This is a genomic window from Haloplanus vescus (assembly GCF_900107665.1).
GTDB lineage: Archaea > Halobacteriota > Halobacteria > Halobacteriales > Haloferacaceae > Haloplanus > Haloplanus vescus.
In genome coordinates this window covers 84,746-110,334 of the sequence record NZ_FNQT01000005.1, presented here as the reverse complement: position 1 = coordinate 110,334, position 25,589 = coordinate 84,746, and the positions used below count along the sequence as shown (strand labels likewise).

Sequence of the window (25,589 nt, the reverse complement as noted above, 5' to 3'; positions counted from 1 at the left end):
AAGTCAGGACGCGCCGCACCCCTCGGGGGCGCACGATAAACATCGGCGCGACTTCGGGGGGTTTAGATCGGGGCTGCTATCGGAGCGCTGCTTTCTCGTCAGCGAAGCCGACCGTGACGAGGTACTCAAGGAACGCGTCGAACTGGTCGACATCGCTCGGCGTGTCTGTCGCGAGGTGTCGAACCCATTCGATCGCCCACTGGAACGCGGGATCGGTTCCGCCCTTGCCATGTATATACCACCAGCGGGCGGCCTTCAGGACGACGAGCGGATTCGTCGGCGGTTGCTCGCTTGCGAGTCCACGAGTGATCGATCGGATTGCCTCGGGTACCTCGGCGGGGTCGACCTCGCCTGATTGGGTGTTCGATACGTCGACTGGAATGTCGTCGATCGAGACGTCGTTCGGACGCTGTTGTTGACTCACGGAAAATCACCTTCTCGGAGGACTTTTTGGATCGAGCCCTCGCCCCCTCCGGGGCGCGAAAAACCACTCGTGGCGTCACGCCGGCGGAATGTACACGCTCTGCTCGCCGGCGATCTCTTCGAGGTTGCTCCGATGGCGATGTGAGAAGTAGCACTCGTAGCTGCAGTAGCCACAGAGCACGCCGGTATCATACTCAGCGATGAAGGGACCGCGCCGAGTCATCCAGACGTTCGCTTCGCATTCGGTACACACAGCGCTATCGAGATCGGTTGGTGACGGACCCTCGTACTCGATTTCGAGGATGTCGCTATGTGGTATCGAGTCAGGCCAGACGCCGTGAGACTGCCAGAAGGCCTTGATCCGGGCGAGACTGTGTCGGACTGTCTTCCGAACTGTGACGTGGGAGGCGTCACGTCCGCTATCATCCCATCCATCAGCTGTCCAGAACTCCCCGAACTGCGCGCCGCGATGCAGCCCGTTCCAGTCGAGGCCGACGATGTCGGCCGGTGGGTCGTCCGTGAGTGTCGGTCGGGTCAACTGCTGGATAACGTCCCACTGTTTCGGTGGGCTGCCCCCCAAGATGTGAACACGACGGCCACGCCAGTCGGTCGGCTCGGAGAACTCGTGCGCCATTCGATCGGCATACCCCCGCGAGTAGCCGAGCACAAGGTCGTTCGGGATCGTGTCGATCACCTCGCGACACTTTGGGACGATGATGAGTTCTGCGTCGGGATAACTCGCCTGAACTTCGCGGGCAGCGGCCACGTACTTGTCGACGTCGTCTCCCTCGTACACATCTCCGATCACGCCAACCTTGGGTTCGTATTCGAAAAATCGGGCGACGTACCGATCCAGATCGGGATTCCGAAAGTCGTTATCGAGCATCCCGACGGGGATGTTCAGGTCCTGATACTGGGTCTGCTGGTACCCACAGTCTTCTCGGAACCCAGGCAAGAATCCGAGCCGATACGCATCCAGAGCGAACGGCGCTCGATGGAGGAACGCCACGACGTCGGCTTGTCTGGCAGCGGTGATGTCGCGATCAGTACTGCTGCTGGAGTTGATTTCGAGCGACATGAACATGGGCTGCGAGGGCGAATCCAGCCGCCCTGCACCCTCTCTGAGGGGCAATAAACGGAGCCGCAGTCCGCTATTAACCAACACTAGTCTCCAGAACCCGCACATCGTTGGTTAATATAGAGACGACGTAGCCACCGTGTCCGCTCAACGGTGAGTCAGGCCTTCAGTCGAGTCGGTGGGGAACGATACGATGCCCGCACGGCGTGACCACTGCTTCACTCGGCCCGACGATTGTCACGCTCGCGATTCGGCGATCACAGACCGGACACTGCTGGTGGGCGTTTTCGTTTGCCATATGGAAACGCGAAAACGGATGACTGCGCTAGTTCGTCACCTGCTGGAACCGCTCGCGAAGCGCCTCTTCACGTGCTTCGAACTGCTCGACGTTGGCCTGCAGGTCTTCGTTCACACGCTCGATGCTCGCGAGCGCCCGCTCGCCGGCGAGCGACGCCTGCGACCCGTCGTCGCCGTCCGCCTCCAGCTGCTCCTCGTAGGCTCGTTCGACGCGCTCGATGGTGCCCTCCGGGTTGAACAGGATGTCGTTCGCAACGCGGACGTACTGGTCGAGGGACGTGCCCTCTTTCCCCTGGAAAAAGTGGGTGAGCGCGTATGTCGCGCCGGAGTGCAGCGTCCACATATCGATTGCAAACGGCGACGCTGCGTTCGCTTCGGCGTCCTCGGCAGCACGCTCTGCGAGATAGTCCGGGAATCCCAGCAGGCTGTAAAATTCGGTGACGGTGAACGGGAGCTCGGAGAACTCGAGATCAATCTCCTGCGCATCTCGGATGAACTCGAAGAGATCGTCAGCGACGAGCTCGACCTGTGCGAGAATCTCTTCCCACCAGGTCCGGAAGTCCCGAACGTCCCCGACGTGCTTGATGACCTCCTTATCGGTGAGCGAGCGCATCGAATTCGAGCAGTACCCGTCCTGAGCGAATCCCTCTACGTAGACCGCGTGCTCGCCGAAGAAGTCGTAGCCGGAGGTCACACCCATCGTAATCGGGTCCGAGCGGCCCGGGAGGCGCACCTCGAGGCCGTCGAACATGACGTCCATGTGGACCTCGCCACCGCCCCGGTAGCGTCGAATCTCGCCGAACATCACGTCCCCGAGCGACGTGTCTTCGATGGTCTCCTCGCGAAGGACGTCCTCGAGGGGCTGGTAGACATCGACCGGATTGATGATCGAGTAACTGTCTGTCGGGACGTGAAAGAGGGGGTCAGTTTCAGGCTCGCTCTCCGTCGCTTGGTCGCGAGCCCGACCCGGCTCGACGAGCGCGTTGAATCGCTCCGTCTCGACCCACTCGTCGGTATAGGGGTTTTGATAGGCCACGGTTGTCTCGACGGCCTGGGGGAGGTCGCGAACCGCTTCGGCGAAGGACTCGGGATCGTCGACCGTCTTCTTCTGGCGGTACCACTCGGGTAGTTCTGTGTCGGTTCGTCCGTCGACGCCGGCGAATACGGTGCTGGTTTCTGGATCTTTCATTTGGGTCACCTCGAAATCGGACTCATCAACCGCGACGGCGCTCTCATCACGCGCCCTGCGCCCCTCTCACGGGCGCAAAAACAGCACCTCTTAACCAACACTCTGCCCAAGAATCCAGCGCTGTTGGTTAATCATCTGGACGATCCCGACACCTGTCTTCAACTCTCGAACTCACTCGTCGGGCTGCCGGTGCCGGCGTACCTGCTCCGGATTCGGCACCCACGGATGGGCCTCCCAGCAGTGGAGAGCGTGCTCTCGTGGTGTGTCGAACAGCGCCTCGCAGGACCCACATTCGTAGGTCATCTCGGGCCAGCGTTCGGTGACGAACATCGCGGTCACCGTCGATCTGATCGGGTCTGGGGCGGTCGACCGCCGAACGTAGTCGTACCCGATCACCGTCCGTCGACGAAGAGCCGACCGCGCTAGCCGTTCGGGCTTGTCCGTTGGGAGATACACCCAGCGGACGAACGCCTCTTCCGACGCTTTTGCCGACGGTTGGAGTATGAACCATCGGTCGTGCTCGTCACAGAAGAGATACCGCTCAGTGCCTCGATTCTGGAGATAGAACGGATCACCACGACCGGGAATCAGTCGAAGCCCCACGGACGGCGAGATCGGGCTGAGAAGCCGGTCTTCAAGTGAGGGCGAGCGGGACACACCGGACGACGTCTCGGCCTCGAACTCGTCGAGCGTCACTTCACCGGTCATGATTCGTCACGATCTGGCCTGTCTACGTCTCTCCTCGCTGTTCGCTCGTTGTCGCGCTCGTGCCGGTCGTTGTATCGTTCGAGTTCCCGGCCGATGCACTCCAGCGCCTCGACAGCCCGTTCGATCAGCTGGTAGGTGGATCGGGAGAGACGAAGAGCGTCCATCAGGTGGCCTCCTCGTCCGGCTTGACGAGGTCGTTGCTCTCGGCGATGAGTTCTTGGACGGCAGGGGCAGGATCAGCGTCGACCGGCAGGGTTCGATGATCGAGCGGAGCCGGATACGCGCGATCACCCTGCGCACAGAGTATGAGTAGCCAGTCCTCGCTTCCCTCGCCAAGGACGACGTAGTGGTCGATGTCCTGGCGCTGGAAGACCGTCCGATCTGTCCGGTTCACGACACTCCAATTCGCCGGCAGCGACGCCGACGGGTCGCCACCATCCGGCGTGAGGGCGTGGTGGTCGTTGAACTCGCCGAGTGCAGCTTCGATGTCGTCGCCGGTAAGATGCCAGCAGTCAGCCGGCCCATCGCACGCCAAGTGACTGATCACCTCGTTTCGGAACTGGATGTAGTGTTGGTGAGCGACGTTCTCGTCGTCATAGTAATCGAGGAGGAGCGCACAGGCGAGCTGCGCCGGCCCGCTCCCCACGTAGCCCCACTCGAATCCCGCCGGGCTGTGTCGTACGAGCTCGAGGCTCCGATCCGGGGTGAGGCGCTCGTGTTCGGTGAGCTTTAGCACGACCGGCGTTCCGTCGACGCGCATGCCGACGTACTCGACGTCGTCTGCTGTAGACTGGCTGTGATTACTCTCATCCTGTACTACCGTTCTTGGATGGGTGCTCGAATCGATCTCCATAGGTCGAACGCGGGGCTTCGGATGCCCCGCACCCCTCTTGGGGGCCGACAAACCACACCGGACGAGCACACCCAAGGAGCCACACCGCTGAAAACGCGGGTCTAGAGCCAGTCACTGACGTACGCGACGTGGCCGGAGGGGTCAGATACTGATCGTTCAATGACTGGTCCGTCGCCTGTTCTCTCCCCCGTTGCAAATCAGCGCTCAGAGCCGTAGACAATTGCTGAGCGGCTTTCATAGCCACACTCCCGACACTCGAACCATCGTTGGATTTTGGCGCCGTCAGCACTCTTCTGGCCGACGACGACCTCGTTGTTCGGGCACTCTGGACAGCGGAGGTCGGGCTCGGGGCGCTTTTCGAGTTCGTCCCGAAGCGATGAGGCGTCCTTCGTCGCGAATCCGCGCGACCACACCGGGTAGCCGTCGACGAGAATCGCCGCCCGCCACTTATGCACGTACGAGTCCGGCGCTCGGTGCAGGACTGCTCGCGCGTCGGTCTCTATATTTCGGTACGCCAGGGTCGGAGTACGGCTCTCTCGCGTCCAATTGGTGAGTCGTGTCATCGTTGTTCCTCGAAGAGACAGCGAGCAGCTGCGTCGTCGCCGGCGAGCGTCTGCTGGTCCTCGGCTGTGTCGGCGAAAAGACTGGACTGCTCACCCTCGGATGTTTGCTCAACTTCGGGTCGATCGTCGACGCCGAACTCACACGCCTCAGGCTGATCAAGACGCGAATCCCGGTCACGATGATCCACGTCAGCGCCGAAGTCCTCAAGCGAGGTCTCAACGCTTGTTTCGGTTACTTCGAGTTGGCCATCGTCACGGAATGCGGTCTGTCGTTGAATCTCGATCTCTGGTCGATCGCTCATCTGGATTGAGCCTCCACCCACCGAGGCTCCGACAGACACCTCCGGGCGTTGGGTCAATCGTCTTGTGCGCGGATTTCGCTGGCCCGCTGTTCAAGCCGGCGGAGGATTTGGACCCGTTGCTGATTCGCGTTCTCGTAGGCGACGCAGGCTCGCAGCGTCTCCATATCGTTGATCGTCACGATACCAGCGTTGATGAGTCGCGTATTCGATGGCTCGAGCCGTTGTTCTGGCGAAAGCTCGCCTTCGTCTGTTGTTTGACCGTCTGGATTGCTCACTGATAATCGCCTCCGCCACTGCTGAGGCGACAAAAAACTCCCCTCGCCGTTACCCGTCTTCTTCCTCGGGTTGGATCTGGCGAGCGTCCTCCGCGAGATCGTGGATGTATTCTCTGAGGGTTTCCATGTCCTCGCGAGCGTCTTCGAGGGTCTTGCCTTTCGCTTTCGCGATTACCTCGTCCTGATCTCTGGTACCGGTTCCACGCTTGAGCTTTACGGTGAGGGAGACGCCGACGTCACTTCGTTCGACGTACTCCGTTCGTGTCGTCTGTTCGCTCGATTCAGCCGATTCGCCATCCGTACGAGATGGTTGGGTATGTTCTGACATGGATTTCTTTCGGTGATTGGTATTTAGATGGACGGTGCGGCCGGCTCGCCGGGTGTTTCGTGAAGGACTGCGTCGATCTCGGGCCCGGTGAGTCGCCAGCGTCCAGCAGACCCAGCACAGTCCAGTTGGCTCACGACCTCGGTTTTGAATGCCTGGTAGTGGTCGAGGGCGAACGCCTCGTCTCCCGTGTAGTCGAGGAGGAGTGCGAGCGCGAGTTGTGCCGGACCACTACCACCATATCCCCATTCGAATCCCGAGGGACTGTGATTCACCAGCGCGAGACTCCGTTCTGGTGTGAGCCGTTCTTGGCCGGGACGTTTCTCAACGATAGCCTGCCCGCTCTGCCGATACCCGACGTAGACGATGTCGCAGCCGCTCGCTGGGCGTGTCTGTTCAATCGAGTGTGTGTCGCTAGGTCTACTCATCGGTCTGTTCGGGAGCTACTCGTTCGAGCACCCCCGCACCCCTCAGGGGGTGAAAAACAGTCACAGGGACTGCTTGCCCCTACGCGAGATGGGAGATATCGGCTGGTTCCTCCACGTCGTCGAATTCACCACGCTCGACCGGCTCCCAATCCTCCCCAGGTGCTGGACTCCACCAGTCGACTTTGTAGGCCCCCGGTGCGCCGAGGATTTTCACCCGTGCCGATCCATCGGGTAGGTCACGACGGAACTTCTCGTCGACGTGAAGGTTCCACGTCGAGTCGGTGTCGAAGCACGCGAGCACAGCCTCCTCGTAGCCACGGTCTTCTCTGGATTCCCGGAGGATGACCTGCGTGTTGCAGTTCTTGCAGAACACTCCCTCGAAGGGAATGTGACTGAATATCTCGTGCCCGCAGACCGGACACCAGAGGAACTCGAACAGTGCTTCGCTGTGGCGGTCGATGACTTCCAGACTCATCTGTGGATCTGGCCCGCTTGAGACGGGCCACCCATCCCGGCCCACAAATAAACGTCATTCGCCGTGAGGGATGTCGATTGGTGCTGTACTGCTGGCAAAGGTTTATCAGACCACACTGTGTATGGTTTTGTATGTCCGCTCCCACGGCCGGAGAAGCCGGAGACGAAGCCGATAATGAGTCTCCTGAAGCTGTTTCTCCTGAGGAGGCACTTGAGATGCTGCCTGACGAAGACGAGTTTGAGGCCGAATTCTAACACTCGCCTTTATTACTCCTGTTTGCTTGCTGTTCGTATAGATGGGCCGACGATACGTCGTGTTCTTTGAGCCAGCTCTGACGAATCTTGATGCGATGGGGAATCATATGGCGACACGGCTGGAAAACCAAATCACGGATTTTCTTGATGCTTGGCGCCCTGAGGCCGCTTTTGCAAAACCGCTGCAGAGTGATTTATGGCAGTTCAAATGGTCTCCTAGAAATGGTAGCGGTGCGAGAGCGTTTTCTGGGTACTTTGCCGGTGACGAACACAACATCGCGCTTGTGCTGGTAACGTTCAAAAAGAATAACGAGGACAAGTTCAATCTCCAACAGAAGGCATTCAATTCTCGTGCAAAGTCATTAAATAGAACACTTGATAGTAAGTCTCCTTCAGATATCGGCACTTGGCTGGAAGACCAGCGGAACAATTCCGATAGAAAAGTTCTCGACGAAACCGATATTTAGCACGGTAAAGGCGGGGATGTCCCCTCAGCGCTCGGCGCCGTACACGATCCTTGAGGGCGCTTCGTACCCACAGTTCCGACACTCGAACCAGCGCTGGACCTTCGCACCGTCAGCCGATTTATCACCGACGACCACGTCACCGTCCAGACACTCCCGACAACTCATCTCGGGAGCAGGTTGGTCGCGGAGAACGTTCCTGAACGCGTTCGCGTCTTTCGTCTCGTACCCCCGCGACCACACTGGGTAGCCGTCGACGAGGATTGCGCCACGCCACTTGTAGCGGTACGAGTCCGGGGCTCGGTGTAGGACAGCCCGAGCGCCGGTCTCGGTATTCCGGTATGCGAGTGTGGGTGTGCGGCTCTCGCGCTTCCAATTTGTGATCCGGGACATCTGTTAGAAGTGGACGTCGGCGGGCACGATCCAGAGCTCCTCGCTCTCCTCCAGCACTCGATCCAGGTGGTCACGGTGACGGATACCGTTCCCATATTCGTTGTACAGGAATATCGTTGGCCCGTCGTAGGCACCGACCTGGTGGAACGCGTGCCGAGCGAGATCTTCGTCGCGCATGATCTCCTCGTTGGAGAGCTCCTCGATGGCCTCTTTCACCCGGTCGAGATTACGCTCGAATTCCTCCTTCGTCGCCTCCCAGCCACGCTCGAGCAGGTCTTCGCCGTCATCGGAGTCGACGGGGGCTGCCGTCGGCAACTCCCCCCATCGTGCCTTCCCCGCAACGGACGTGTCCTCCTCGTCGAAGGTCACATAGTAGTCGAAGACGGCGCCGGCATGTGGGTCCGCGCCGACCAGGCGATCGAACACCGTCTTTCCGGTGACCAGCGCGTCGTCGTGCGTCGATGCCTCTACCAGTGCGTAAATCACCATATGCATCTCGAACACCTCGAAACGCCGACGCATCGGGAGTGATTGCTCGCTCGCTCCTGCTGCGCCGGCACCCATCGCCGGTGCAATAACAAACACGGCTCTCATGAGAACTCATAACTGATGATTGGCATCTGAGGCTGTGTGAATGGCTGAACGTAGTATGAGTGGCTTGAGCTATATTGGGTGTGTGATTGATTAGAACAGAAGGGAACTTTTACGGCTGAATGTGTTTGGAATGAAATGAGGATCGCAACCAAATCGGACTTCTCCTCAACACAGTACTGCTGTTTTCGATTCTAAGTAGTTCCAAATACAAAACCAGATACCTGAAAGCAGTCGATCCTACGCGATTTCACCCGGAACGCGTCACGAGTCGGTCAGAAGTTGCCGAAGCACGTAGTGCAGGATACCGCCGTGTTCAACATATCGCACACCGGCGGGCGTCCCGACCTGGGCCGTCACCGGGAACTCGACCGACGACCCGTCCGACCGCTCCGCAGTCACCGTCAACTCGGCCATCGGCTCCAGCCCGTCGTCCAACCCGTAGATAGCGAAGACTTCTGACCCGTCTAGTCCGAGCGCTTCACACGAGTCGCCGTCCTGGAACTGCAACGGCAGCACGCCCATCCCGACGAGATTGTCCCGGTAGATGCGCTCGTAGCTCTCGGCGATGGTTGCGCGAACGCCGAGGAGGTCGGTTCCCTTCGCCGCCCAGTCACGACTCGAGCCGGTTCCGAACTCCTCGCCCGCCATCACGACGAGGGGCGTCCCCTCCTCGTGGTAGCGCTGGCTGGCCTCGAACACGGTCGTCTGCTCGTCCGTCGGCTGGTGAATCGTGTAGCCGCCTTCGACGTCGTCGAGCATCTGGTTCTCGATGCGGACGTTGGCGAACGTCCCCCGCATCATCACCTCGTGGTTGCCCCGGCGGGCACCGTACGTGTTGAACTCGTGAGGCTCGACACCGTGGTCCATCAGCCACTGCCCGGCGGGGAGGTCCGAGCCGAACGGTCCTGCGGGGCTGATGTGGTCGGTCGTCACCGTATCACCCAGTGTCAACAGACACCGTGCATCCTCGACGTTGGAGACGCTAGGTTTCTCCAGTGGGAAGTCCTTGAAAAACGGCGGTTCCCGGATGTACGTCGAGTCCTCGTCCCACTCGTAGACCTCGCCAGTCGGCGCATCCAACGCCTCCCATCGTTCGTCGCCCTCGAACACGGAGGCGTACTTCTCCTCGAACATCGACGGGTCGACGAAGTCGTGGACGGCTTCGTGGATCTCGTCGCTGTCCGGCCAGAGGTCCGACAGATAGACCGGGTTGCCGTCCTCGTCGTACCCCAGCGGGTCGTGCTCCAGATCGATGTCCATCCGACCGGCCAGCCCGTATGCCACCACCAGCGGTGGGCTGGCGAGGTAGTTCGCCCGCACTTTTGGATGGATGCGTGCCTCGAAGTTCCGATTCCCGGAGAGTACGCTCGTCGTCCAGAGGTCGTGTTCGTCGATCGCGGTCTCAATCGGTTCGGGGAGTGGCCCTGCGTTTCCGATGCAGGTCGTACAGCCGTAGCCCACGACGTTGTAACCCAGGTCTTCGAGGTACGGCAAGAGTCCCGATGCTTCGAGGTACTGGGTGACGACGCGGCTGCCGGGTGCGAGGCTGGTCTTGACGTAGTCCGGGACGTCGAGGCCGCGCTCGACGGCGTTCTTCGCCAGGAGCCCGGCTGCCAGCATCACGGACGGATTTGACGTGTTCGTACAGCTGGTGATGGCGCTAACGACGACGCTCCCGTGCCCGATCTCGATTTCGTTGCCGTCGAGGTTCACTGTAGCGCGCTTCGTGAGGGGTCCCAGATTCTGTTTTTCAGTGTCGCCCGCTTGTTGAACGCCGCCGTCAGTTCGTTCGGCGTCGGTTGGTTCTCCGGTCAACTCGGCCTGGGTGTTGCCGCCCTCTCCGAGCCACCGGGCCAGCGCCTCCTCATCGATTTCATCGAGGGCTTCTTCGAACTCGCCGTGGAGTAACTCCCGGAAGTGGCCCCGCATGTCACCCATCTCGACGCGGGACTGGGGCTTCTTGGGGCCGGCGAGGCTTGGAGTGACTGTCGAGAGGTCCAGTTCGACTGTCTCGGTGTATTCGGGATTCTGCTCGCCGAACAACCCCTGGGCGTCCAGGTAGTTCCGGACGAGTTCGATGTGTTTCTCGTCGCGGCCCGTCAGTTCGAGGTAGTCGAGGGTGGCCTCGTCGACGGGGAACATGCTGATGGTCGAGCCCTGCTCGGGGGCCATATTGGCGATGGTCGCCCGGTCAGGGACGGTCAGCGTCTCCACGGCGGGGCCGTAGAACTCGACGAATCGGTCGACGACGCCGACGTCCCGGAGCAGTTCGGTGACGTGCAGTACGAGGTCGGTCGCTGTCGCACCCTCGGGGAGTTCACCCGTAAGTTTGACGCCGACGACTTCGGGGAGGTTCATCGTGATGGGCTGGCCGAGCATCGCGGCTTCGGCCTCGATGCCACCGACGCCCCAGCCGACGACGCCGATGCCGCCGATCATCGGCGTGTGACTGTCCGTGCCGACGAGCGTGTCCGGAAGCAGCCAGTTCTCGCCGTTCTGCTCGCGTTCGTGGACGACCTGCCCGAGATACTCTAGGTTCACCTGGTGAACAATTCCCGTTCCAGGTGGGACGACGCTGAAGTCGTCGAAGGCGTTTTGCGCCCACTTCAGTGCCCGGTACCGTTCGCTGTTGCGCTCGTACTCCAGTTCGACGTTCTTCTCGTAGGCGTCCTCGCTACCGAAGTAGTCCACTTGGACGCTGTGGTCGATCACGAGGTCGATGGGCACCTCGGGTTCGACGAGAGTTGGGTCGCGGTCCTTGCGGTCGACGGCCGACCGGAGCGCCGCGAGGTCTACGACGGCAGGGACGCCTGTGAGGTCCTGGAGGATGACCCGGGACGGCTGGAACGGAATGTCGGCGTCGGAAACGTCCGGTTGCCAGCCAGCGAGGTCACGGATGTCGTCCTCGGTAATGTCCTCCCCATCGGCGTTTCGGAGGACGGATTCGAGCATGACACGGATGCTAACCGGGAGTTTATCAAGTTCACAGAGGCCTTCCTCTTCGAGGACGGTGAGGTCGGCCATCTTGTAGGTCGTTCCATCGGCTTCGAACTCGCGGATCGCATTGAAGGGGTTCATTATTGTGGAATACTTCAAACGGAGTAACGGTTATTCTTGTCCCCGTTCTCGGGAGACGGGATTCGAGCAGTTGGACCTGCCCGAAGGGGTTCAGAGAGCTCGTTGCTCTCGCGTTCGACGAGTGGTACAGTTCTGCATAAGGTGGCACTGCCTTCCTCGCTAGTGTTCATGGGTTCAGGCACCCGTTTCTTGGCCAGTCTTACTGTCCATGCGTTCAGGCGCGATTCGTGACAACCGCATCGCGTTCCCGGTGACGCCGAGGCTCATCCCCATGTCGCCGACGATGACCGCGACCGCGACGCTCACCAGTCCCAGCGGGACGCCGAGTGCAAGCAGGGCCTTCACGCCGAGGCTCGACCAGATGTTCTGGCGGATCACGCCGTTCGCCGTGTGCGACAGCCCGTAGAGATACGGCAGCTTGCTGATGTCGTCGCCCATCAGCGCGATGTCGGCGGTCTCGATTGCGGTGTCCGTTCCGGCCGCGCCCATCGCGATGCCGACCTCAGCGGTCGCCAGCGCGGGCGCGTCGTTGATGCCGTCGCCGACCATCGCCACGTCGCCGTACTCCGCCTGTAACGCCTCCACGGCATCGACCTTCTCGTCGGGCAATAGTTCTGCGCGATACTCGTCGACGCCGACCTGTTCGGCGATCGCACGGGCCGTCCCCTCGTTGTCGCCGGTCAGCATCACGACGTGCGCGACGCCGAGTTCGTGCAGCCGTGCGACCGCCCGTTCGGCGGCCGGCCGCACCTCGTCGGCAATGGCGATAATGCCGATCAATTCGGTATCCGTGCCGACGAGGACGACCGTCTTCCCCTCATTCTCGAACCGCGAGATCGCGCCGTCCTCGAGGTCGGCACAGTCCTCGCGTTCGCACTGCTCGTGGGCCACTTCGGCGACTGCGCCGCCGTCGGCACGGAGGTGGGCGTGCGACAGGTCGAAACCCAACTCCTCGAAGAGGGCGGGCTTGCCTGCATAGTACGTCTCGCCGTCGATGTCTGCGCTGATCCCCTTTCCGGTGATGCTCTCGAATTTCTCGATACTCGGCACGTCATCGCCGGCATCCTTTTCGGCGCGTTCGAGTATCGCCTCGGCGATTGGGTGTTCGCTTCGCTGCTCGAGTGCAGCCGCGTGCTGGAGTACCGTCTCGTCGTTCGTACCGCCAAGCGCTACGACGTCCGTGACCGCGAGTTCGCCCTTGGTGAGGGTACCAGTCTTGTCGAGGGCGATGGCGTCCACCTCGCCCATCGCTTCGAGGTGGTTGCCGCCTTTGATGAGGACACCGTTCTTCGCGGCACTGGTGATCCCCGACACCACGGAGACTGGGGTCGAGATGACAAACGCACACGGGCAGGCGATCACCAGCAGAGTAAGCCCCCGAATGAACCACGCCTGCCAGTCGCCCGCGAAGGTGAACCCGTAACCGGCTAGGTCCACCGACACCGGATCAGCGATAACCAGCGGCGGGATAGCGGCGGTCAGGATTGCCAGCACGACGACGAGGGGTGTGTAGTAGCCGGCGAACTGGTCGACGAACTGCTCGGACTCGGTCTTCTTCGCCTGTGCGCCCTGCACCATCTCGATGATCTGCGAGAGCGTCGACTCCGAGGCGGCCGAAGTGGCCTCGAACTCGAGGTATCCTTCCTCGTTGATGCTGCCCGCGTACACTTCGTCGCCGGCAGCCTTGTCGACGGGGACGCTCTCGCCCGTGATCGGCGACTGGTCGACTGCACTCTCGCCTTCGATGACCGTCCCGTCGAGCGGAATCTTGTCACCGGGGCGAACAACCACGGTCTCGCCCACCTCCACCTCCTCGGCGGGCACCGTGACTTCCTCACCATCGCGAAGGACGGTCGCCTCGTCGGGCGAGAGTTCCATCAGCTCGCGCAGGGAGTCCCGTGCCCTGTCCATCGCATAGTCCTCGAGCAGCTCGGCGATGCTGAATAGGACGGCCAGCGTCGCCGCCTCGACGAAGTAGCCGATACCGGTCGCGGCGATGATGGCCGTCCCCATTAGCAGGTCGATGTCCAGACTCCGGTTCTTCGCGGAGTAGTACCCGCTACGGACGACCGGGATGCCACTGGCCGCGACGGCGCCGAGGAACAGGACATCTGCGATGTGGAGCGGGTACTCGAGGACACTTGCGATGGCGATGTTCTGTCCTGCGAGGAAGAACTCGAAGAGGAGCCCGACGGTGAGGAACGCCGCGCCGAGCCACGTCTTCTTCGCGCGAGGACTCGTCCAGACCTCCGATGGTGGTGCGATGTCGACGCCATCGGCCGCCTGGTTGTCCTCATCATCGCCCTCGGCGTCCGAGCCCCCGACGACCTCGTAGCCGGCGCCTTCAATCGCCTTGACGACGTCGGCTTCGCTAGTCCGATCAGGGTCGTACGTGACGTTGGCTGTGCCGGTGGTCGGCTGGAGCGTGACGTCAGTAATGCCGTCGACACGCTGGAGGCTCTTGTTCACCTTTTGGGCGCAAGAGGGACAGTCCATCTCGGGAACGGCGAGGCGGGCGGTCAGCTCACGTCGCTGTCCGCCGCCGCTCGTTCCTCCTGCTGCGTCCGGATTCTCTGTCATCACGTCACGGTAGGAGCGGGAGTTCGATATGTCTTTGTTGGAATATTCCAACTACGGCCCTCAGTGGGATGCCAGCCGTTCTTCCGCTACCCGCTCGCCGGCGACATGTTGCTTCGCCAAATGTTCTTCCGCCCGACGGAGTCGGTAGGTGAGTGTTGACCGTGGCACGTCGAGATGCTCTGCGAGTTCTCCAACATCGACCTCGCGGGGTGATTCGTAGTAGCCGTGTTCGACGGCGGCCTGGAGAGCAGCCTCTTGGGCTGGAGGCAATCCACTTGGTGTTCCGTCGCTTCCCCTAGCTGATGTTGTGTCCGCTGTGCGGAGCATCTCCATCTGGGCGCACTCCCCGACGGCGACTTTGAGAGCGTCGAAGAACGCCGCCACGTCGCCATCGCCGGAGTGGATGAGTCGCCACGTGTAGTGGCGGCCCTCGTGACGAGTCTCGAACAGCACGCCGTCGCCGAGGTGGTCGCGAGCGATGTGGGGGACTGAGGCGCAGGTCGGAGTGCGCTCCCAATCTGAGTAGAGGATGAGCGCGTCGTCCGTGCGGTCGAGGACGCGGGTGGTCTGTGTGGCGTTGCAGTCCTCGGTGGCGAGACAGTCAGCGTAGTAGTCGCCGTTGAGAAAGGCGTCCTCGATGGCGTTGAGCGCCTCAGGCGTACCGGTGGCATGGTCGACCCGCCAGAGACGCTCGGCAGTGGCGTGCAGCGAGAGCGAGCGAACGCGAGCGTCGGGGTGGTCGGCGAGGGCGTCCGCCACCCTGTTGCAGCCGGGCTCGTATTCGAGAGCGAAGACGAGTTCGCGCATACCCCGTCTAAGGCCTGCTACGACATAACCCATGGCCTGCAGCGTTGTCGACCAGTAGATCTCAGATTACGTCGTCAGGGTCGTGAACTTCCTGCATTCGCTGTGCTTCGGCCGCGTATTGCTCCTGGAGGTCGGGGTCATCGACCATGCCAAGATTGCCGGGTTCAGCATCGACTGCTGCTGTCGTATCTCGGACGTCGGTGAAGGACGTGAGTGCGCGTTCCTTCCGATAGTACTGTTCTCCATCGGGTGTTGCGTAGGTGAGGATGATCAGGTTCTGCTCGTCATCGGAGTACGTCCGTTCGACAAGCCAAACACGAACGTCATCTTCAGACTGATTTGACATACTTAGACATCCCCCGATATCCACTAAGGGATTGGTGTTACGGCTTGCCGAGACTCGCTGTCTCGAAGGGTGATTCTCCGGTCGGAATGAGCAGCTCCTGTCGGTCTCCGACCCGCTCAGCGAGCTTCCGTTTCAGATACTGTCTCGCCGTTGACGGTGTGAAGACGCCCTTGTCGAGCATGTCGCCGACGACGTCTTTGAGGGCCGCGAACTGGCCCTGCAGGTGGCCGTCGCCGACCGGCTCGCCGTCGTACCAGCGCACCGTCGCGAGCGCGCCGTTCCCGACCGTCTCTCCCTGTTCGACTGTCTCCGAGTCGTACTGGAGCCCGAACCACAGCGTCCGATAGGCGGTCACCTCGAACGTCGGCGACACCACGAAGAACGCCTCGTGGTGGAGGTAGTCGAGATGGTCAGCGATAATCTCCTCGAGCGTGAGCCCGGTGGCGCGAGGCTTCGGCTCGACGACCGTCGACGGTCGGTCTTCGCCGGCGAGGTAGCCGTCGACCGCATCTGCCTCGAGGCCATCGGCTAACTCCGCCAGCAGCTGTTTCGCCCACTTGGAGTCGGTGTCTTCGCCACCGAACGGCGACTCAGCCGAGATTCGGTGCTTGAGCTTCAGATTTGATGCACCCCAATGAGAGTAATGGAGCGTGTACTGTCCGTCGGTTCGTTCGTACGCAACAAGTGCGCGGTGGCCCATTGAACAATCACCTCGCAGGACGATCCACGACTGGATCGCCCCGCACCCCTCCCGGGGGACGAACAACGCTACTCGTCGATCGGGTCGGGGGAACTGAGGTCCGCGTACAGCACCTCACCGTCGCGGACGACGTACCGTTTCGCCAGCACGGGAAATCGGCATTTGGTAAATCCGGCTGTCTGGATGTCGAATTCTTCGTCCGGTTCGAGATACTCCGCGAGCGACCGGAGGAACTCGTGGGTGACGATGCCACCGTCGTAGTCAGGAAGCCCGTTCTCACGGGCCTCGTACACTTCGAAGCTATCGTAGCCCCAGATGATCAGTTCGCCGTCGTCGTCCACCTCCCAGTTGAGCGTCCCGAAGCAGTGGTTCTCACAGAGCTGGCGGACGGCCTGTGGGTCTGTTACGAGCGCGCCGGTCGATGTCGTTGCGGCTTGGAGAGTTGCCATCGGTTGTTCTCGGGAGCTGTCTCGCGCCCCCGCACCCCTTCAGGGGGCGAGCAACTGCTCACGCTGTGACGGCCACATGACGTTGCGCTGCCGACGCGTCGAGCTGTCAGGATTCTCTGTTGACGTCACCGTCCCTCGTCGTATTCGGTTGGGTGAGAAAATCTACCTGCTCGAGGAGCGTCGTCGCGGTGCTAATTCGCTCTTGATCAGCGGGCTCCAATTGGTCGCTGTCGATACTGGTGAGGCTACTGAGCGCGCGGTGGAGTCGATAGCCGGGGGTGTCTCGTGGGTCCATGTGTGCGCCTCCGCCAATTTACGGCGCGAAAAAACACCGGCGGGCAGTCAGCGGGGCGGTTCGGGAGTGATCACGAACTGACCTCCAGTTAACCAACAGAACGACTCGATATCAGGATCCGTTGGTTAAACTGACGCCGTCTCTACTGACTGGCTTCGGGTTCGGGCCCATAGCGGGGTGTCCCGCATCGCTGACACTCCCACATGGGCTGCTCGGTCCACTCGTCATCGGGGACTGCCTCGAATTCGCGGAATCGATGCTTAGTCTCCCGATCACATTCCCGACACTCGAGGTGAGTTCTGTTCGGGCGCTCGCGTCGTGGCTGTTCGGTATCGGTTTTGTCAACGGATTCCTGGAGCGCAATCGCTGGCACCAGCCAGAGGTCGTCGTCTGCGTCCTCACGTAGGCTTGCAAGACGAGCTTCGGTGCGAACCTCGCTCCCGGTTTCGTCGTAGAGAAACGTCGCGTGCTCGCCGTCGTGACGGGACTGCGTCGTCTCTGTCCACGCCGTCCGCTCACGAGCAGCCGCGAGCAGCTGATTACCACATTCAGACGTGACCCGTGTCGCCGAGGGGAGCGAGGGCCACTGATCAACAAGCTGTGGGGCCGGTTCCTCGTCGAGATCGTAGATTAGCTTGCGGTCATCGATTACTGGGTCATCATCTCCCTTCGCGAGGAGGGTGGCCGCAGCAGATCCCTTCCCGACGGCGCCGTAGAACGTCGACGCCTCTACGAGCAGCTGGATGACGTGGAGAAGAGTCCGTTCGGCATTCGATGTGTCCTGATCGTCTGCTGCTTCGAGATGGTTCGTGAGACAGAACCGGCACTTCGACTGGCCAGCGGGGATCGACGCTCCGCAGGAATCGCACTCGGTCTCATCTGCTGTCGGGCCGTCTGGATAGTCCGTGTCGACGCCACTAGAGCGTTGCCGCCGGGGCTCGCCACTACTACTGGTGAGTTGATCGTCGGGAACGTGGGTCGCTTCGCCGAGCGGTCGGAGGGCTTCGTAGTCGGCGTACTGGTCGGTCATAGAGTGATCTGGCCGTATCATGCTTCGTCTTCGGGTTTAAACAATGGCTCTCACATCAATCAGCCTACAGACATACAACCGAAAATCAGCAGTGTGGGCGTTAGACAGCCAGTTCGTCCAGCGCGTCGCGGTGGGTCCGCACGGTGACCACCGAGACGTTCGCAACGTCAGCGACGTCCGACTGGGTGAGCCATCGTCCGTCTTCGCGTCCGGCCTTGTACAGACAGGCTGCAGCGAACCCAGATGGTCGAACCCCCGTGGTTGCTCCGGTCGATTCGGATGCTTCCGCCAACTGCCGAGCCCGCTGCCGGATCTGATCGGAGACGTCGAGCTCCGAGGCCAACCGCGGAACGAACGTACTCGGCGTCACGGGTTGGGCTGGCAAGCCAAGTTCCGTATTCAGCGTCGTGTATGCGTTCGTCACCCGCGATTGCTCGACGCGCGCCGACTCGGTGATGTCGTTGAGCGTTCGCGGCCGCCCGTTACACCGACACGCCCCGTAGACACTCGCGGCGGCCATCGCCTCGATCGACCGGCCCTGGAGGAGGTCCTCGTTCTGAGCGCTGCGGAATAGCTGGCAGGCCTGGTCACGGATCGTCTCGGATAGTTCGAGCGCACTACTGATCCGGCGGACTTCACTAAGCCCGTGTGCGAGGTTGCGTTCAGCTTTCGACTGAAACCGCCCACGCGTCTGTTCACGCCGCATCCGAGCGAGCCGCCGTCGCTTCTGTCCTGAGAGTTCATTCCCGTTCGCATCGGTCCCGCGGCCGATCTCCGTCGACAATCCTCGATCGTGTCGTGCCGCGGTTAACGGAGCGCCTGTGCGCTCGCGCTCGTCGTCGTACGCCCGCCACTCCGGCCCGTGATCGATGCGCTGTTCGTCGATGACCAGGCCACAGTCCTCGCAGACCGTTTCGACCGCGTTCGTGGTAACCCGGCCGTCGCACTCGGGACACTGATTCGCACTCGATTCCGTTCGGACGTCTTCGTCGAATCCAGTTTCGTAGATGTCTCTGGTTGCCATCGTTCTCACCGTGATTCGGGAACTCGCCAGTACAGCGATCCCCTCACCCATTGAGGGGCAAATAAACGCTATCGAGTACGGAATTCGGTCCTGGGGGTTGTGGCACTGAATACAGTGCTTGACTCCTAAACCGGCGTAGTAACGTACTTCAAGCGGAATTTTCTACGCGTTCTTATTCCCGGAGATACGACGGCTCATACAGCCCTAGCCGAAGCGACGGATAGGCTGTATACTCTACACCGACAGCATCCAACTCCTCGATCAGGATTTCGGACTCGCGCTCATCCCACGCAGGCGCCACCGCGTCCAGCACCCCCCGCTCAACGACCACGACGACGTCATCAGTCGGTGGGTAATGCGAGTCCCGATCCGTTACGGTCTCATCCTCGCCGCACTCCCACTCACGGATACTCGCGTCCGGGAGGTTCACAACTACGGACAACTCGGTGTCCGCCTCGTCGACTTCGTCCTCGTCGACGCTGTCCCGATCGAACACGATATCGCCGTACACGAACCGGGAATCCTCATCGTCATCGTCGAGGTCCTCCTCGTCCTCAGGTGCCTCCTCGTCCTCAGGTGCCTCCTCGTCCTCAGTCTCCTCCTCACTGTCAGATTCGGTGGGTTTCTCTGCCGGCTCCGCAGGCTCAAACCCGTCACCGTCGGTCGGCTGCTCCGGCTCAACGGGCGGATCTTCCGGGGTCTCCTCCGGAACCTCTGGGTCTTCCTTGCTGCCCTCGTCGTTATCATCGGGACTGACATCCTCATCATCCTCCGCGTCTTCGTCAGGTGTCTCACCATCTACAGGCGGCGAACCACTCCCCGACGCAGCACCGGCGGCAGCTGCCGCAGCACCCGCCACCGCGCCCGTGATACCGGTCTGCACCGTCTCGTCCTCGTCACCGGTCGCTTCCTCCTCTGGCTGTTCCTCGGGCTGTTCCTCGCCTCCACCGCCCGAACTGGACGGCGGACTGCCAACACGGTTACCCATGAATACGAACATTGGATTGGCTTCCGAAATGGTCTAATCTGGTCTGTGCACTGCTGATGGCGGCGTACGCCCGCATCGCCCAGAAACGATACAGCTCACGACTGAACCGGCCTGACTCCGTCTGGCTGTTCTTCCGCCAGTGATCGACCCCGGTAGCAGCCACCACTTCAGGCGGGCATCGTCGGAGATGATCGGGGGACAGCTTCCCGATTAACAAGACCCCGTCAGGACCGATGACCTCGATCAACCGGTGAACGTCCTCGAGAACCATATTGATACTGTTGTACTGCGTCACATCGAACGCACAGTACGACAAGCCGAGATCCTCGAACGTACGCCGGCACCGTTCAAAATGCCAGTGCTTCCACCCCTTCGCGATCGGGATCACCTGCGTCGGCAGGTCATCACGGGCCTCGATCCGGTTGAACACCTCACGAGTCCCGTCCATACAACGGTCGATCTCTTCCAACTGCTCAGCATCCGTCATCGTGTCCTCGTACACCCACCGGTCACTCGGGATGTAGTACGCTGGCTGTAACTTCTCAACCCGCTCCATCTCATCGTCCGGCGTCCGCCCGACCAGGTCCTCGTCGGGCTCGACGTTCGCCAGGATCAGCTCCTGGTGCGGCGCCAGCAACGCGTCGAGCTCGTCCGGCCGCTTCTCCAGCCACACCGCGTTCGTGAACGTGGTCAGCAGGTACGGTGCGGCATCGTGGCTCGAGAACAACCGCCGGTGACGACTGTTGCGGGGTGAGAACTTGGGGATCGGTCCGTGAGGGAATCTCTCTTCCGACATGCGCTGTTGTGGTGGTGCTGTTGTGCTTCCGGGGCACCTAATCAATACTTTCTCGCACGGCAACTTAACCCTACCGACTAATGAGGTCCGAAGATGGGATGATGTGTGAATATTATTCTTCGAACACACTCTGTCGGAGAGACAACAAAACCGAGGCCATGGAACTACGAAGCATTTTTTGTGAACACTCCGAGAGTGGAGACTGATGACTGACCGCCTTCATTTCATCCCGGTCGGGTTTGACTTTCACCGGCTTATCTACCCAATCTCAAAAGGCGACCTACCTGCGGACCGCGTTGTCCTGATAGACACGGATACTGAGGACGTTGACAGCCGGGCTGGAGACCTTGCCGGGAATATGGTGCAACGACTGGAGGAATCGTTCGAACTCATCGATGTCGACGTCGACCATGAGCAAATCGAGTACGAGCAGCTGTACAGTTACGAAAACCTGTACCCACTCGCCTACGACTACCTCTGGACGGAGCTGCAGAAGGGAAACGAAGTGTACGTGAACATCTCTTCGATGCCCCGGACAGTGGCGTTCGCGTTCGCCACTGCGGCCGACTCGATCATTGCCGAGAAAGACCCAAAATACCGCGACCAGGTTCATACGTACTACGCCGCACCGGATGAATACCTTGTCTTGGACATGATCGAGGCGATCGATAACCAGATCGAGTTCTTGGAGAAACTGGAGGACATCCGGATGCCGGAACGTCTCCACGAGCTCAAGGAGATCCGCGAAAAGATTGACCGTGTGGGCGTAACAGAGGGTGTTCGTGAGATCGATGACGGCGACATGTACGTTGAGTTCCCGGCATCACCTGCGCGCGAGCTGCAGGATTTTGAAGAATCTATCTTGGAATTCCTGTACCGAGAAGGGGCGATGGAGTCCACATCACAGCTTGCAGAGCAGTTGGCGGCCGACCTCGGTGAGGAGTACAATGACTCGTTTCGCAGCCGCGTTCAGTACAATGCGTCAAATCTCGATGAGCGCGGGTACGTAGACCGTGACGAAAAGGGGAATCGGCACGAAACGTCCCTGTCAACGATGGGGATGATGTGGGTTAAAACCCATAGGGACTGACCGACACTCTCTGGAAGGTCTCACCGGAGCACTCACGCGTCCACCCCCCTCTGGGGGCCGATAAACTTCCTCGGATCGCACATCCGCTCCCTCGGCTTGCATGATCACTGTTGGACCGGTGCGTGAGGTCGTGGCTGCGCGCGCAGCGAAGCGAGCACGGAGCGGAGGGTGGGGCGGTGGGGTCTGGGTCGGTCCGGCACACAGCAAAAAAGGGGGTAGGTCGACTGCCTATTCTTCCCACCACCGACCGCGCTCTGGGAACTCGATCCGGGACCACCCGGTCAGCGCGATTGAGCACCGACCTTCGTACCAGTTCTTGGCTGCTGCCCGGAACCGCACTGTCTGACCTTCACGCACCACTGTCTGCCCGGATTTCTCCCAGCAGGTGAACTTGATTTTCCCGCTATCATCCGCTATCAGCCCGACTTGCTGGATGCTCGTTGAGGAAGGCTCCCAGAGGGTCTCGATCGTTCCTTCGACCGTCACCTCACCGACCGGGACGTCCGGCACATCCGCGATGGGCACGATTGCACCGGGGACCGCCTTCTGCTCCTCCAACGTCTCCAGCACCGCCTTCGTCACGTCCTGGCCGCGCTGCACCTTCTCGGCCAGCTGCTTCGCGACGACTGCTCTCGACCAGCCGCCCTGCACTTCGTCGCTGATCCGCATCGCCTGCTTGTTCACCGCCGCGAGTTCCTCCTGCGTCAGCTTCTCTCGGGGATCCGTGCGCTCCACCGGTTCGGGTTCGTCCCGGCCACACTGCGCGACGACGACCTCCCGCGTCCGCTTTGCGCGTCCCTCCTGCTGACTGAGTTCCGCCTGGGCACTGATGTGCTCCAGCTCGGCCTCCCGGGCCTCGATGCGCTCTTCCTGTTCGAGGGTCTTCCCGAACAGGTGATCCGGGCCTTCCTCGACCCGCGCGTCCGGATGGTTGGAATCGACTTTCGCCTGTACTTCCATGTCGACCGTCGCCCGGAACTCCGGGGTCTCGTCGACGACCTCGAACCCATCCTCGTCGACCTCGACGTCATCGTGTTTCTCGAAAGCCTGTTCATCGACCGAAACTACTTCACTGGAGACGTTCTTACTTGACATTGGAACTCACTGGTTCCTGAAGGCGCTCACGCGCCCGACACCGCGATGCTACAACATCGCGGATTTCCTCGACGACAACGACCGACAGACTCGTCTGCGCGCTCTCGCTCGCGCCTTCGCGAGCGCCCTGTGGGCGCGAGCGAGAGCGCGCCCGAGGCGGACGATCATCCAGCACCGCGCGCCGACCCGCCCGGAGCGAGCGGCCAGCTTTAAGCCGTTTCTCGCGTCCGGCCCGGACTGCGGGTCCGTGTCCAGGGCGACGGTCGTGAGCACGGCGAGTCGGGGTGTGACTCGCCGCGTGGAACGGCCCAAAGCGCTGGAACGCGAAAGCCCGCGAGGGGCGCAACCGAAAACGCGCTTAATGCTGGCGTCGAGACCAGATTCACTTTAGCCCGGAACGGGCGCGGGCGGTGCGGAGAGCGCCCGCACGCCCGGAATGGTCGGTCGCGAGCGACGCGGAGGGCGGAACGCGGCGAGCGGGGCGGGCCATAACGGACACACCAGTCTAGCCGGCCGCGACACTCGGCGATCCAGCTACCGTCCTGGTGGACTCAGAAAGGGCGAGGCCGCCTCGGTCGTCCCCCGACCCCGCAAGCACCGCAGGGACGAGGCGCGCAGTGGTGGTCGCGGGATGCCGAGCGGCCGAGGGCTTTCAGAAACTGTATTTCAATCGTCGTGCTGCGCGTTCAATTCTGTAAGGAACTGGCTGGCTGCTGTCCCGATACGAACACCGTCGACGTTACGCATCTCGAGGTCATGCGTGGCAGTCCGAAAGGGGTGGTGGTCGACGAGAACGCGATGGATAACAGTTCGGACGGGGCCGGTCCCGTACCTATCGACAACAGTAGCCATCATCTCGTCGAGATGTGCATCCCGGTGCTCCGTCCGGGGATGCTGTGCGCGTTCGAGTACGAGTTCGACTACATCGTCAACTGATGCGTGCTCGGGATTCTTCGTTCGTTCACAAACGTCGTAGAGAGCGTCGTTATCGGACATTCCAAATCACTTCGAAGGATCCTCCACGGTGTTAGGGCTCCTCGAGCAACGAGCGAGCTCGCTGCACGTAACTGTTCGCGCCCCAGCTACGGGCGTCACTGATCTCATCGAGGAGCAACCGCGCATCGGCAGCTGATAGATGTTCAGTTCGAACGAGAACCGAGAGCAGTGTCGGTGTTGTGACGAGCCGGGTATCAGCGAGTGAGGCGTGGATCAAGCCAAGTTGGTTGAACTCGTCACAGAGGAAGAGCGCAGCATCGAGATCGTTCGCGAGCGTGACCGCCGCGTTCTCACCGTCATCGAGGGGGAACTCGGCATCGAGGTCCAGCGGCTGTGTCGTGAATGACTCCGTTTGGTCGAGGACGGCGGACGCGGCGTGTCCATGGACGTCATCGTAGGAGGCGATCTCTCGGAGTTCATCGATGACCGCCGTTGGGACGACGACCTCGTACCGGGAGAAACAGAGTGCGAGTGGATCGGGATCGTCGTCAGTAACGATCCCGAGACTTACGAGGGCGGAGGCATCTGCGATGAGCCGCGACATCTATGCGTCGGCGACCTCGTCGATGAAGTCCTCGTCCAACTGCTGTTTCAACACTCGGAGGTTTGCCGCCTCCTCGGCGCCGACGAGCGCTTTGAGTTGATCGAAGGTAATCTCATCGTCGTAATAGGCGGCAGCGATCTCTTGGGTGAGTGCGTCGTCGTGAGCGGCGTCTTGGAGGTACTCCCGAAGCGCGGTCACGAGGATATCTGTTCGGTCTTCCCCGAGGACTGCGGCCAGTGCGTCGGCCCGGTCGATGAGCCGATCGGGGGCCCGAAACTGCACGCGCTTCTTATCGGTGCTCATGATGTGTACATTGTGAGCCAACGCACTTAGCCGTTTTCGTGTGTACGATGTGAGCCTCACTCGGCTAAGCGTCACTCGGCCACGAGGTGCTCCGTGAGGTCACGCGTCCAGTACGTCGCGAGCCCACCAGGGCTACAGCGAGCACACAGTTGGAGCGGCCCCTCGAGATGGCCGAGTTCGACGCGGAACCGGGTAAGTGCCGCGAGGGCGTCGACGACCAGTCCGCACCCGTCGCAGGCGTGGTGGTCGCGCTCGTCGGGATCCGACCGCGTCTGGGTGGCGCAGTCGACACAGATTGGGTGCGTCACCCGTTCGTCTTTCCCCCACGTATGCGCCTCGCCCATCTCTGCACCGGGCGGCGAATCGCAGAACGCACACCCAGAAAGCGTCTGTTGCATCAGTTGTCCTCCGCGTCGGCGTCGGTGGCGGCCTGCCAGCCACGATGGAACACGGCGAGCTGGGTGATCGACTCGAAGGGCTTGCTACTGGGCTCGTGGACGAGAATGCGGTGGTCAGGGATCGGCGTCACCACATCGTCCTCGACGAGGTCGCCAACCAGACGGCGGGCAGTCGTCTCGTCGATGTCCGCTGTCGCGACCTGGGACGCATCTTGGTCCTGTGCAACGAGTTCGGTTTCGAGCCGGTCGTAGTCGCCTGTCGTGTCATCGATGATATCTTGACCAGACATAGGAACTCACGCTTCTGCACGCGCTGCGAGCGCGCCTCACGCCTCCTGGCGCCGATAGACACACCTGCGGTGCGGGCACGATGTCCTACGTCAGCGATCTGCCTCCAGCTAGCCTCGTTCCTGGTTAGAAGGGAGCATGACGCTACTCCAACACCTACT

34 protein-coding genes are annotated in these 25,589 nt (G+C 61.3%); 3 read left to right on the top strand and 31 right to left on the bottom strand.

All coding sequences use genetic code 11. From position 1 onward, the window contains the following. Positions 1-76: 76 nt before the first annotated feature. The 12 genes from BLU18_RS13385 to BLU18_RS13335 all read right to left on the bottom strand — a co-directional run bounded on the left by BLU18_RS13385 (position 77) and on the right by BLU18_RS13335 (position 6,916). Complete coding sequence (locus BLU18_RS13385) at positions 77-424, bottom strand: DUF8013 domain-containing protein (protein WP_092635726.1); 348 nt, start codon at positions 422-424, stop codon at positions 77-79. Positions 425-499: 75 nt separating this feature from the next. Next, complete coding sequence (locus BLU18_RS13380) at positions 500-1,501, bottom strand: DUF6610 family protein (RefSeq protein ID WP_092635775.1); 1,002 nt, start codon at positions 1,499-1,501, stop codon at positions 500-502. Positions 1,502-1,826: 325 nt separating this feature from the next. Continuing rightward, positions 1,827-2,987 (bottom strand): hypothetical protein, encoded by a 1,161-nt coding sequence (locus tag BLU18_RS13375; RefSeq protein ID WP_092635724.1) that lies wholly within the window; start codon positions 2,985-2,987, stop codon positions 1,827-1,829. 171 nt (positions 2,988-3,158) lie between these two features. Beyond that, complete coding sequence (locus tag BLU18_RS13370) at positions 3,159-3,695, bottom strand: hypothetical protein (protein WP_092635722.1); 537 nt, start codon at positions 3,693-3,695, stop codon at positions 3,159-3,161. Beyond that, positions 3,692-3,859, bottom strand: coding sequence for a hypothetical protein (locus BLU18_RS14970; RefSeq protein ID WP_176791249.1), 168 nt, complete (start codon positions 3,857-3,859; stop codon positions 3,692-3,694). The genes BLU18_RS13370 and BLU18_RS14970 overlap by 4 nt, the downstream gene beginning before the upstream one ends. Further along, positions 3,859-4,548, bottom strand: coding sequence for a DUF6166 domain-containing protein (locus BLU18_RS13365; protein ID WP_092635720.1), 690 nt, complete (start codon positions 4,546-4,548; stop codon positions 3,859-3,861). The genes BLU18_RS14970 and BLU18_RS13365 overlap by 1 nt, the downstream gene beginning before the upstream one ends. A gap of 197 nt (positions 4,549-4,745) precedes the next feature. Beyond that, on the bottom strand, positions 4,746-5,111 hold the full coding sequence (locus BLU18_RS13360; RefSeq protein WP_092635718.1) for a DUF7568 family protein: 366 nt from the start codon (positions 5,109-5,111) through the stop codon (positions 4,746-4,748). Beyond that, complete coding sequence (locus tag BLU18_RS15235) at positions 5,108-5,413, bottom strand: hypothetical protein (RefSeq protein WP_092635716.1); 306 nt, start codon at positions 5,411-5,413, stop codon at positions 5,108-5,110. Before BLU18_RS15235 ends, BLU18_RS13360 begins: the two co-directional genes overlap by 4 nt. 53 nt (positions 5,414-5,466) lie before the next feature. Continuing rightward, positions 5,467-5,688, bottom strand: a complete 222-nt coding sequence (locus BLU18_RS13350; RefSeq protein ID WP_092635714.1) for a DUF8129 domain-containing protein — start codon at positions 5,686-5,688, stop codon at positions 5,467-5,469. A 49-nt stretch (positions 5,689-5,737) separates the two neighbouring features. Next, entirely contained in the window at positions 5,738-6,016 is a 279-nt protein-coding gene (locus BLU18_RS13345; protein WP_092635712.1) for a DUF7389 domain-containing protein, read from the bottom strand. Between the two features lie 23 nt (positions 6,017-6,039). Next, positions 6,040-6,441, bottom strand: coding sequence for a DUF6166 domain-containing protein (locus BLU18_RS13340; RefSeq protein ID WP_092635710.1), 402 nt, complete (start codon positions 6,439-6,441; stop codon positions 6,040-6,042). Positions 6,442-6,520: 79 nt separating this feature from the next. Beyond that, a complete protein-coding gene (locus tag BLU18_RS13335) occupies positions 6,521-6,916 on the bottom strand; it encodes a DUF7567 family protein (protein ID WP_092635708.1) in 396 nt (131 codons plus the stop codon). Positions 6,917-7,047: 131 nt separating this feature from the next. Here BLU18_RS13335 and BLU18_RS15200 point away from each other — a divergent pair, with 131 nt between their 5' ends. Continuing rightward, complete coding sequence (locus BLU18_RS15200; protein WP_255409719.1) at positions 7,048-7,170, top strand: hypothetical protein; 123 nt, start codon at positions 7,048-7,050, stop codon at positions 7,168-7,170. 59 nt (positions 7,171-7,229) lie between these two features. Continuing rightward, on the top strand, positions 7,230-7,637 hold the full coding sequence (locus BLU18_RS14615) for a hypothetical protein (RefSeq protein ID WP_143025272.1): 408 nt from the start codon (positions 7,230-7,232) through the stop codon (positions 7,635-7,637). A gap of 24 nt (positions 7,638-7,661) precedes the next feature. Here the strand turns inward: BLU18_RS14615 and BLU18_RS13330 are convergent, their stop codons facing one another. The 13 genes from BLU18_RS13330 to BLU18_RS13270 all read right to left on the bottom strand — a co-directional run bounded on the left by BLU18_RS13330 (position 7,662) and on the right by BLU18_RS13270 (position 20,714). Next, positions 7,662-8,027, bottom strand: coding sequence for a DUF7568 family protein (locus tag BLU18_RS13330; RefSeq protein WP_092635706.1), 366 nt, complete (start codon positions 8,025-8,027; stop codon positions 7,662-7,664). A gap of 3 nt (positions 8,028-8,030) precedes the next feature. Next, positions 8,031-8,522, bottom strand: a complete 492-nt coding sequence (locus tag BLU18_RS13325; RefSeq protein WP_092635773.1) for a DUF7995 family protein — start codon at positions 8,520-8,522, stop codon at positions 8,031-8,033. Between the two features lie 360 nt (positions 8,523-8,882). Further along, entirely contained in the window at positions 8,883-11,699 is a 2,817-nt protein-coding gene (locus tag BLU18_RS13320; protein WP_092635704.1) for an aconitate hydratase, read from the bottom strand. A gap of 174 nt (positions 11,700-11,873) precedes the next feature. Continuing rightward, positions 11,874-14,279 carry a heavy metal translocating P-type ATPase gene (locus tag BLU18_RS13315; RefSeq protein ID WP_092635702.1) on the bottom strand — a complete coding sequence of 802 codons (2,406 nt, stop codon included), beginning with the start codon at positions 14,277-14,279 and terminating at the stop codon, positions 11,874-11,876. 60 nt (positions 14,280-14,339) lie between these two features. Then, complete coding sequence (locus tag BLU18_RS13310) at positions 14,340-15,086, bottom strand: helix-turn-helix domain-containing protein (RefSeq protein ID WP_050051691.1); 747 nt, start codon at positions 15,084-15,086, stop codon at positions 14,340-14,342. Positions 15,087-15,147: 61 nt separating this feature from the next. After that, positions 15,148-15,432, bottom strand: coding sequence for a DUF7967 family protein (locus BLU18_RS13305; protein ID WP_006183450.1), 285 nt, complete (start codon positions 15,430-15,432; stop codon positions 15,148-15,150). A 37-nt stretch (positions 15,433-15,469) separates the two neighbouring features. Further along, positions 15,470-16,132, bottom strand: coding sequence for a DUF6735 family protein (locus BLU18_RS13300; RefSeq protein ID WP_092635700.1), 663 nt, complete (start codon positions 16,130-16,132; stop codon positions 15,470-15,472). Positions 16,133-16,200: 68 nt separating this feature from the next. Beyond that, entirely contained in the window at positions 16,201-16,581 is a 381-nt protein-coding gene (locus BLU18_RS13295; RefSeq protein WP_058366987.1) for a hypothetical protein, read from the bottom strand. 106 nt (positions 16,582-16,687) lie between these two features. Beyond that, positions 16,688-16,876: a DUF8012 family protein gene (locus BLU18_RS15290; RefSeq protein WP_049987720.1), complete on the bottom strand. Its 189-nt coding sequence runs from the start codon at positions 16,874-16,876 to the stop codon at positions 16,688-16,690. 142 nt (positions 16,877-17,018) lie between these two features. Beyond that, positions 17,019-17,906, bottom strand: coding sequence for a biosurfactant protein 1 (locus BLU18_RS13285; protein ID WP_092635771.1), 888 nt, complete (start codon positions 17,904-17,906; stop codon positions 17,019-17,021). A 100-nt stretch (positions 17,907-18,006) separates the two neighbouring features. Then, entirely contained in the window at positions 18,007-18,930 is a 924-nt protein-coding gene (locus BLU18_RS13280) for a transcription initiation factor IIB (RefSeq protein WP_092635769.1), read from the bottom strand. A 172-nt stretch (positions 18,931-19,102) separates the two neighbouring features. Continuing rightward, positions 19,103-19,930 (bottom strand): hypothetical protein, encoded by an 828-nt coding sequence (locus tag BLU18_RS13275; RefSeq protein WP_143025271.1) that lies wholly within the window; start codon positions 19,928-19,930, stop codon positions 19,103-19,105. Next, positions 19,911-20,714, bottom strand: a complete 804-nt coding sequence (locus tag BLU18_RS13270; RefSeq protein ID WP_143025270.1) for a hypothetical protein — start codon at positions 20,712-20,714, stop codon at positions 19,911-19,913. The genes BLU18_RS13275 and BLU18_RS13270 overlap by 20 nt, the downstream gene beginning before the upstream one ends. Before the next feature lie 205 nt (positions 20,715-20,919). On the opposite strand from BLU18_RS13270, the gene BLU18_RS13265 reads away from it, so the two are divergent. Beyond that, a complete protein-coding gene (locus BLU18_RS13265; protein ID WP_092635693.1) occupies positions 20,920-21,804 on the top strand; it encodes an HFX_2341 family transcriptional regulator domain-containing protein in 885 nt (294 codons plus the stop codon). A gap of 228 nt (positions 21,805-22,032) precedes the next feature. Here BLU18_RS13265 and BLU18_RS13260 read toward each other — a convergent pair whose 3' ends face one another. The 6 genes from BLU18_RS13260 to BLU18_RS13230 all read right to left on the bottom strand — a co-directional run bounded on the left by BLU18_RS13260 (position 22,033) and on the right by BLU18_RS13230 (position 25,430). Next, entirely contained in the window at positions 22,033-22,899 is an 867-nt protein-coding gene (locus BLU18_RS13260) for a DNA-binding protein (protein WP_092635691.1), read from the bottom strand. A gap of 666 nt (positions 22,900-23,565) precedes the next feature. Further along, the gene (locus tag BLU18_RS15130) at positions 23,566-23,895 is read right to left on the bottom strand and encodes a DUF8158 family protein (protein WP_092635689.1); all 330 of its coding nucleotides are present in this window, start codon (positions 23,893-23,895) and stop codon (positions 23,566-23,568) included. Positions 23,896-23,926: 31 nt separating this feature from the next. After that, positions 23,927-24,439: a PIN domain-containing protein gene (locus BLU18_RS13245; RefSeq protein ID WP_092635687.1), complete on the bottom strand. Its 513-nt coding sequence runs from the start codon at positions 24,437-24,439 to the stop codon at positions 23,927-23,929. Further along, positions 24,440-24,742: a hypothetical protein gene (locus BLU18_RS13240; RefSeq protein ID WP_092635685.1), complete on the bottom strand. Its 303-nt coding sequence runs from the start codon at positions 24,740-24,742 to the stop codon at positions 24,440-24,442. A 71-nt stretch (positions 24,743-24,813) separates the two neighbouring features. Continuing rightward, positions 24,814-25,140: a DUF7558 family protein gene (locus BLU18_RS13235; RefSeq protein ID WP_092635683.1), complete on the bottom strand. Its 327-nt coding sequence runs from the start codon at positions 25,138-25,140 to the stop codon at positions 24,814-24,816. Beyond that, positions 25,140-25,430 carry a DUF8069 family protein gene (locus BLU18_RS13230; protein WP_092635681.1) on the bottom strand — a complete coding sequence of 97 codons (291 nt, stop codon included), beginning with the start codon at positions 25,428-25,430 and terminating at the stop codon, positions 25,140-25,142. Before BLU18_RS13230 ends, BLU18_RS13235 begins: the two co-directional genes overlap by 1 nt. Between the last annotated feature and the right edge of the window lie 159 nt (positions 25,431-25,589).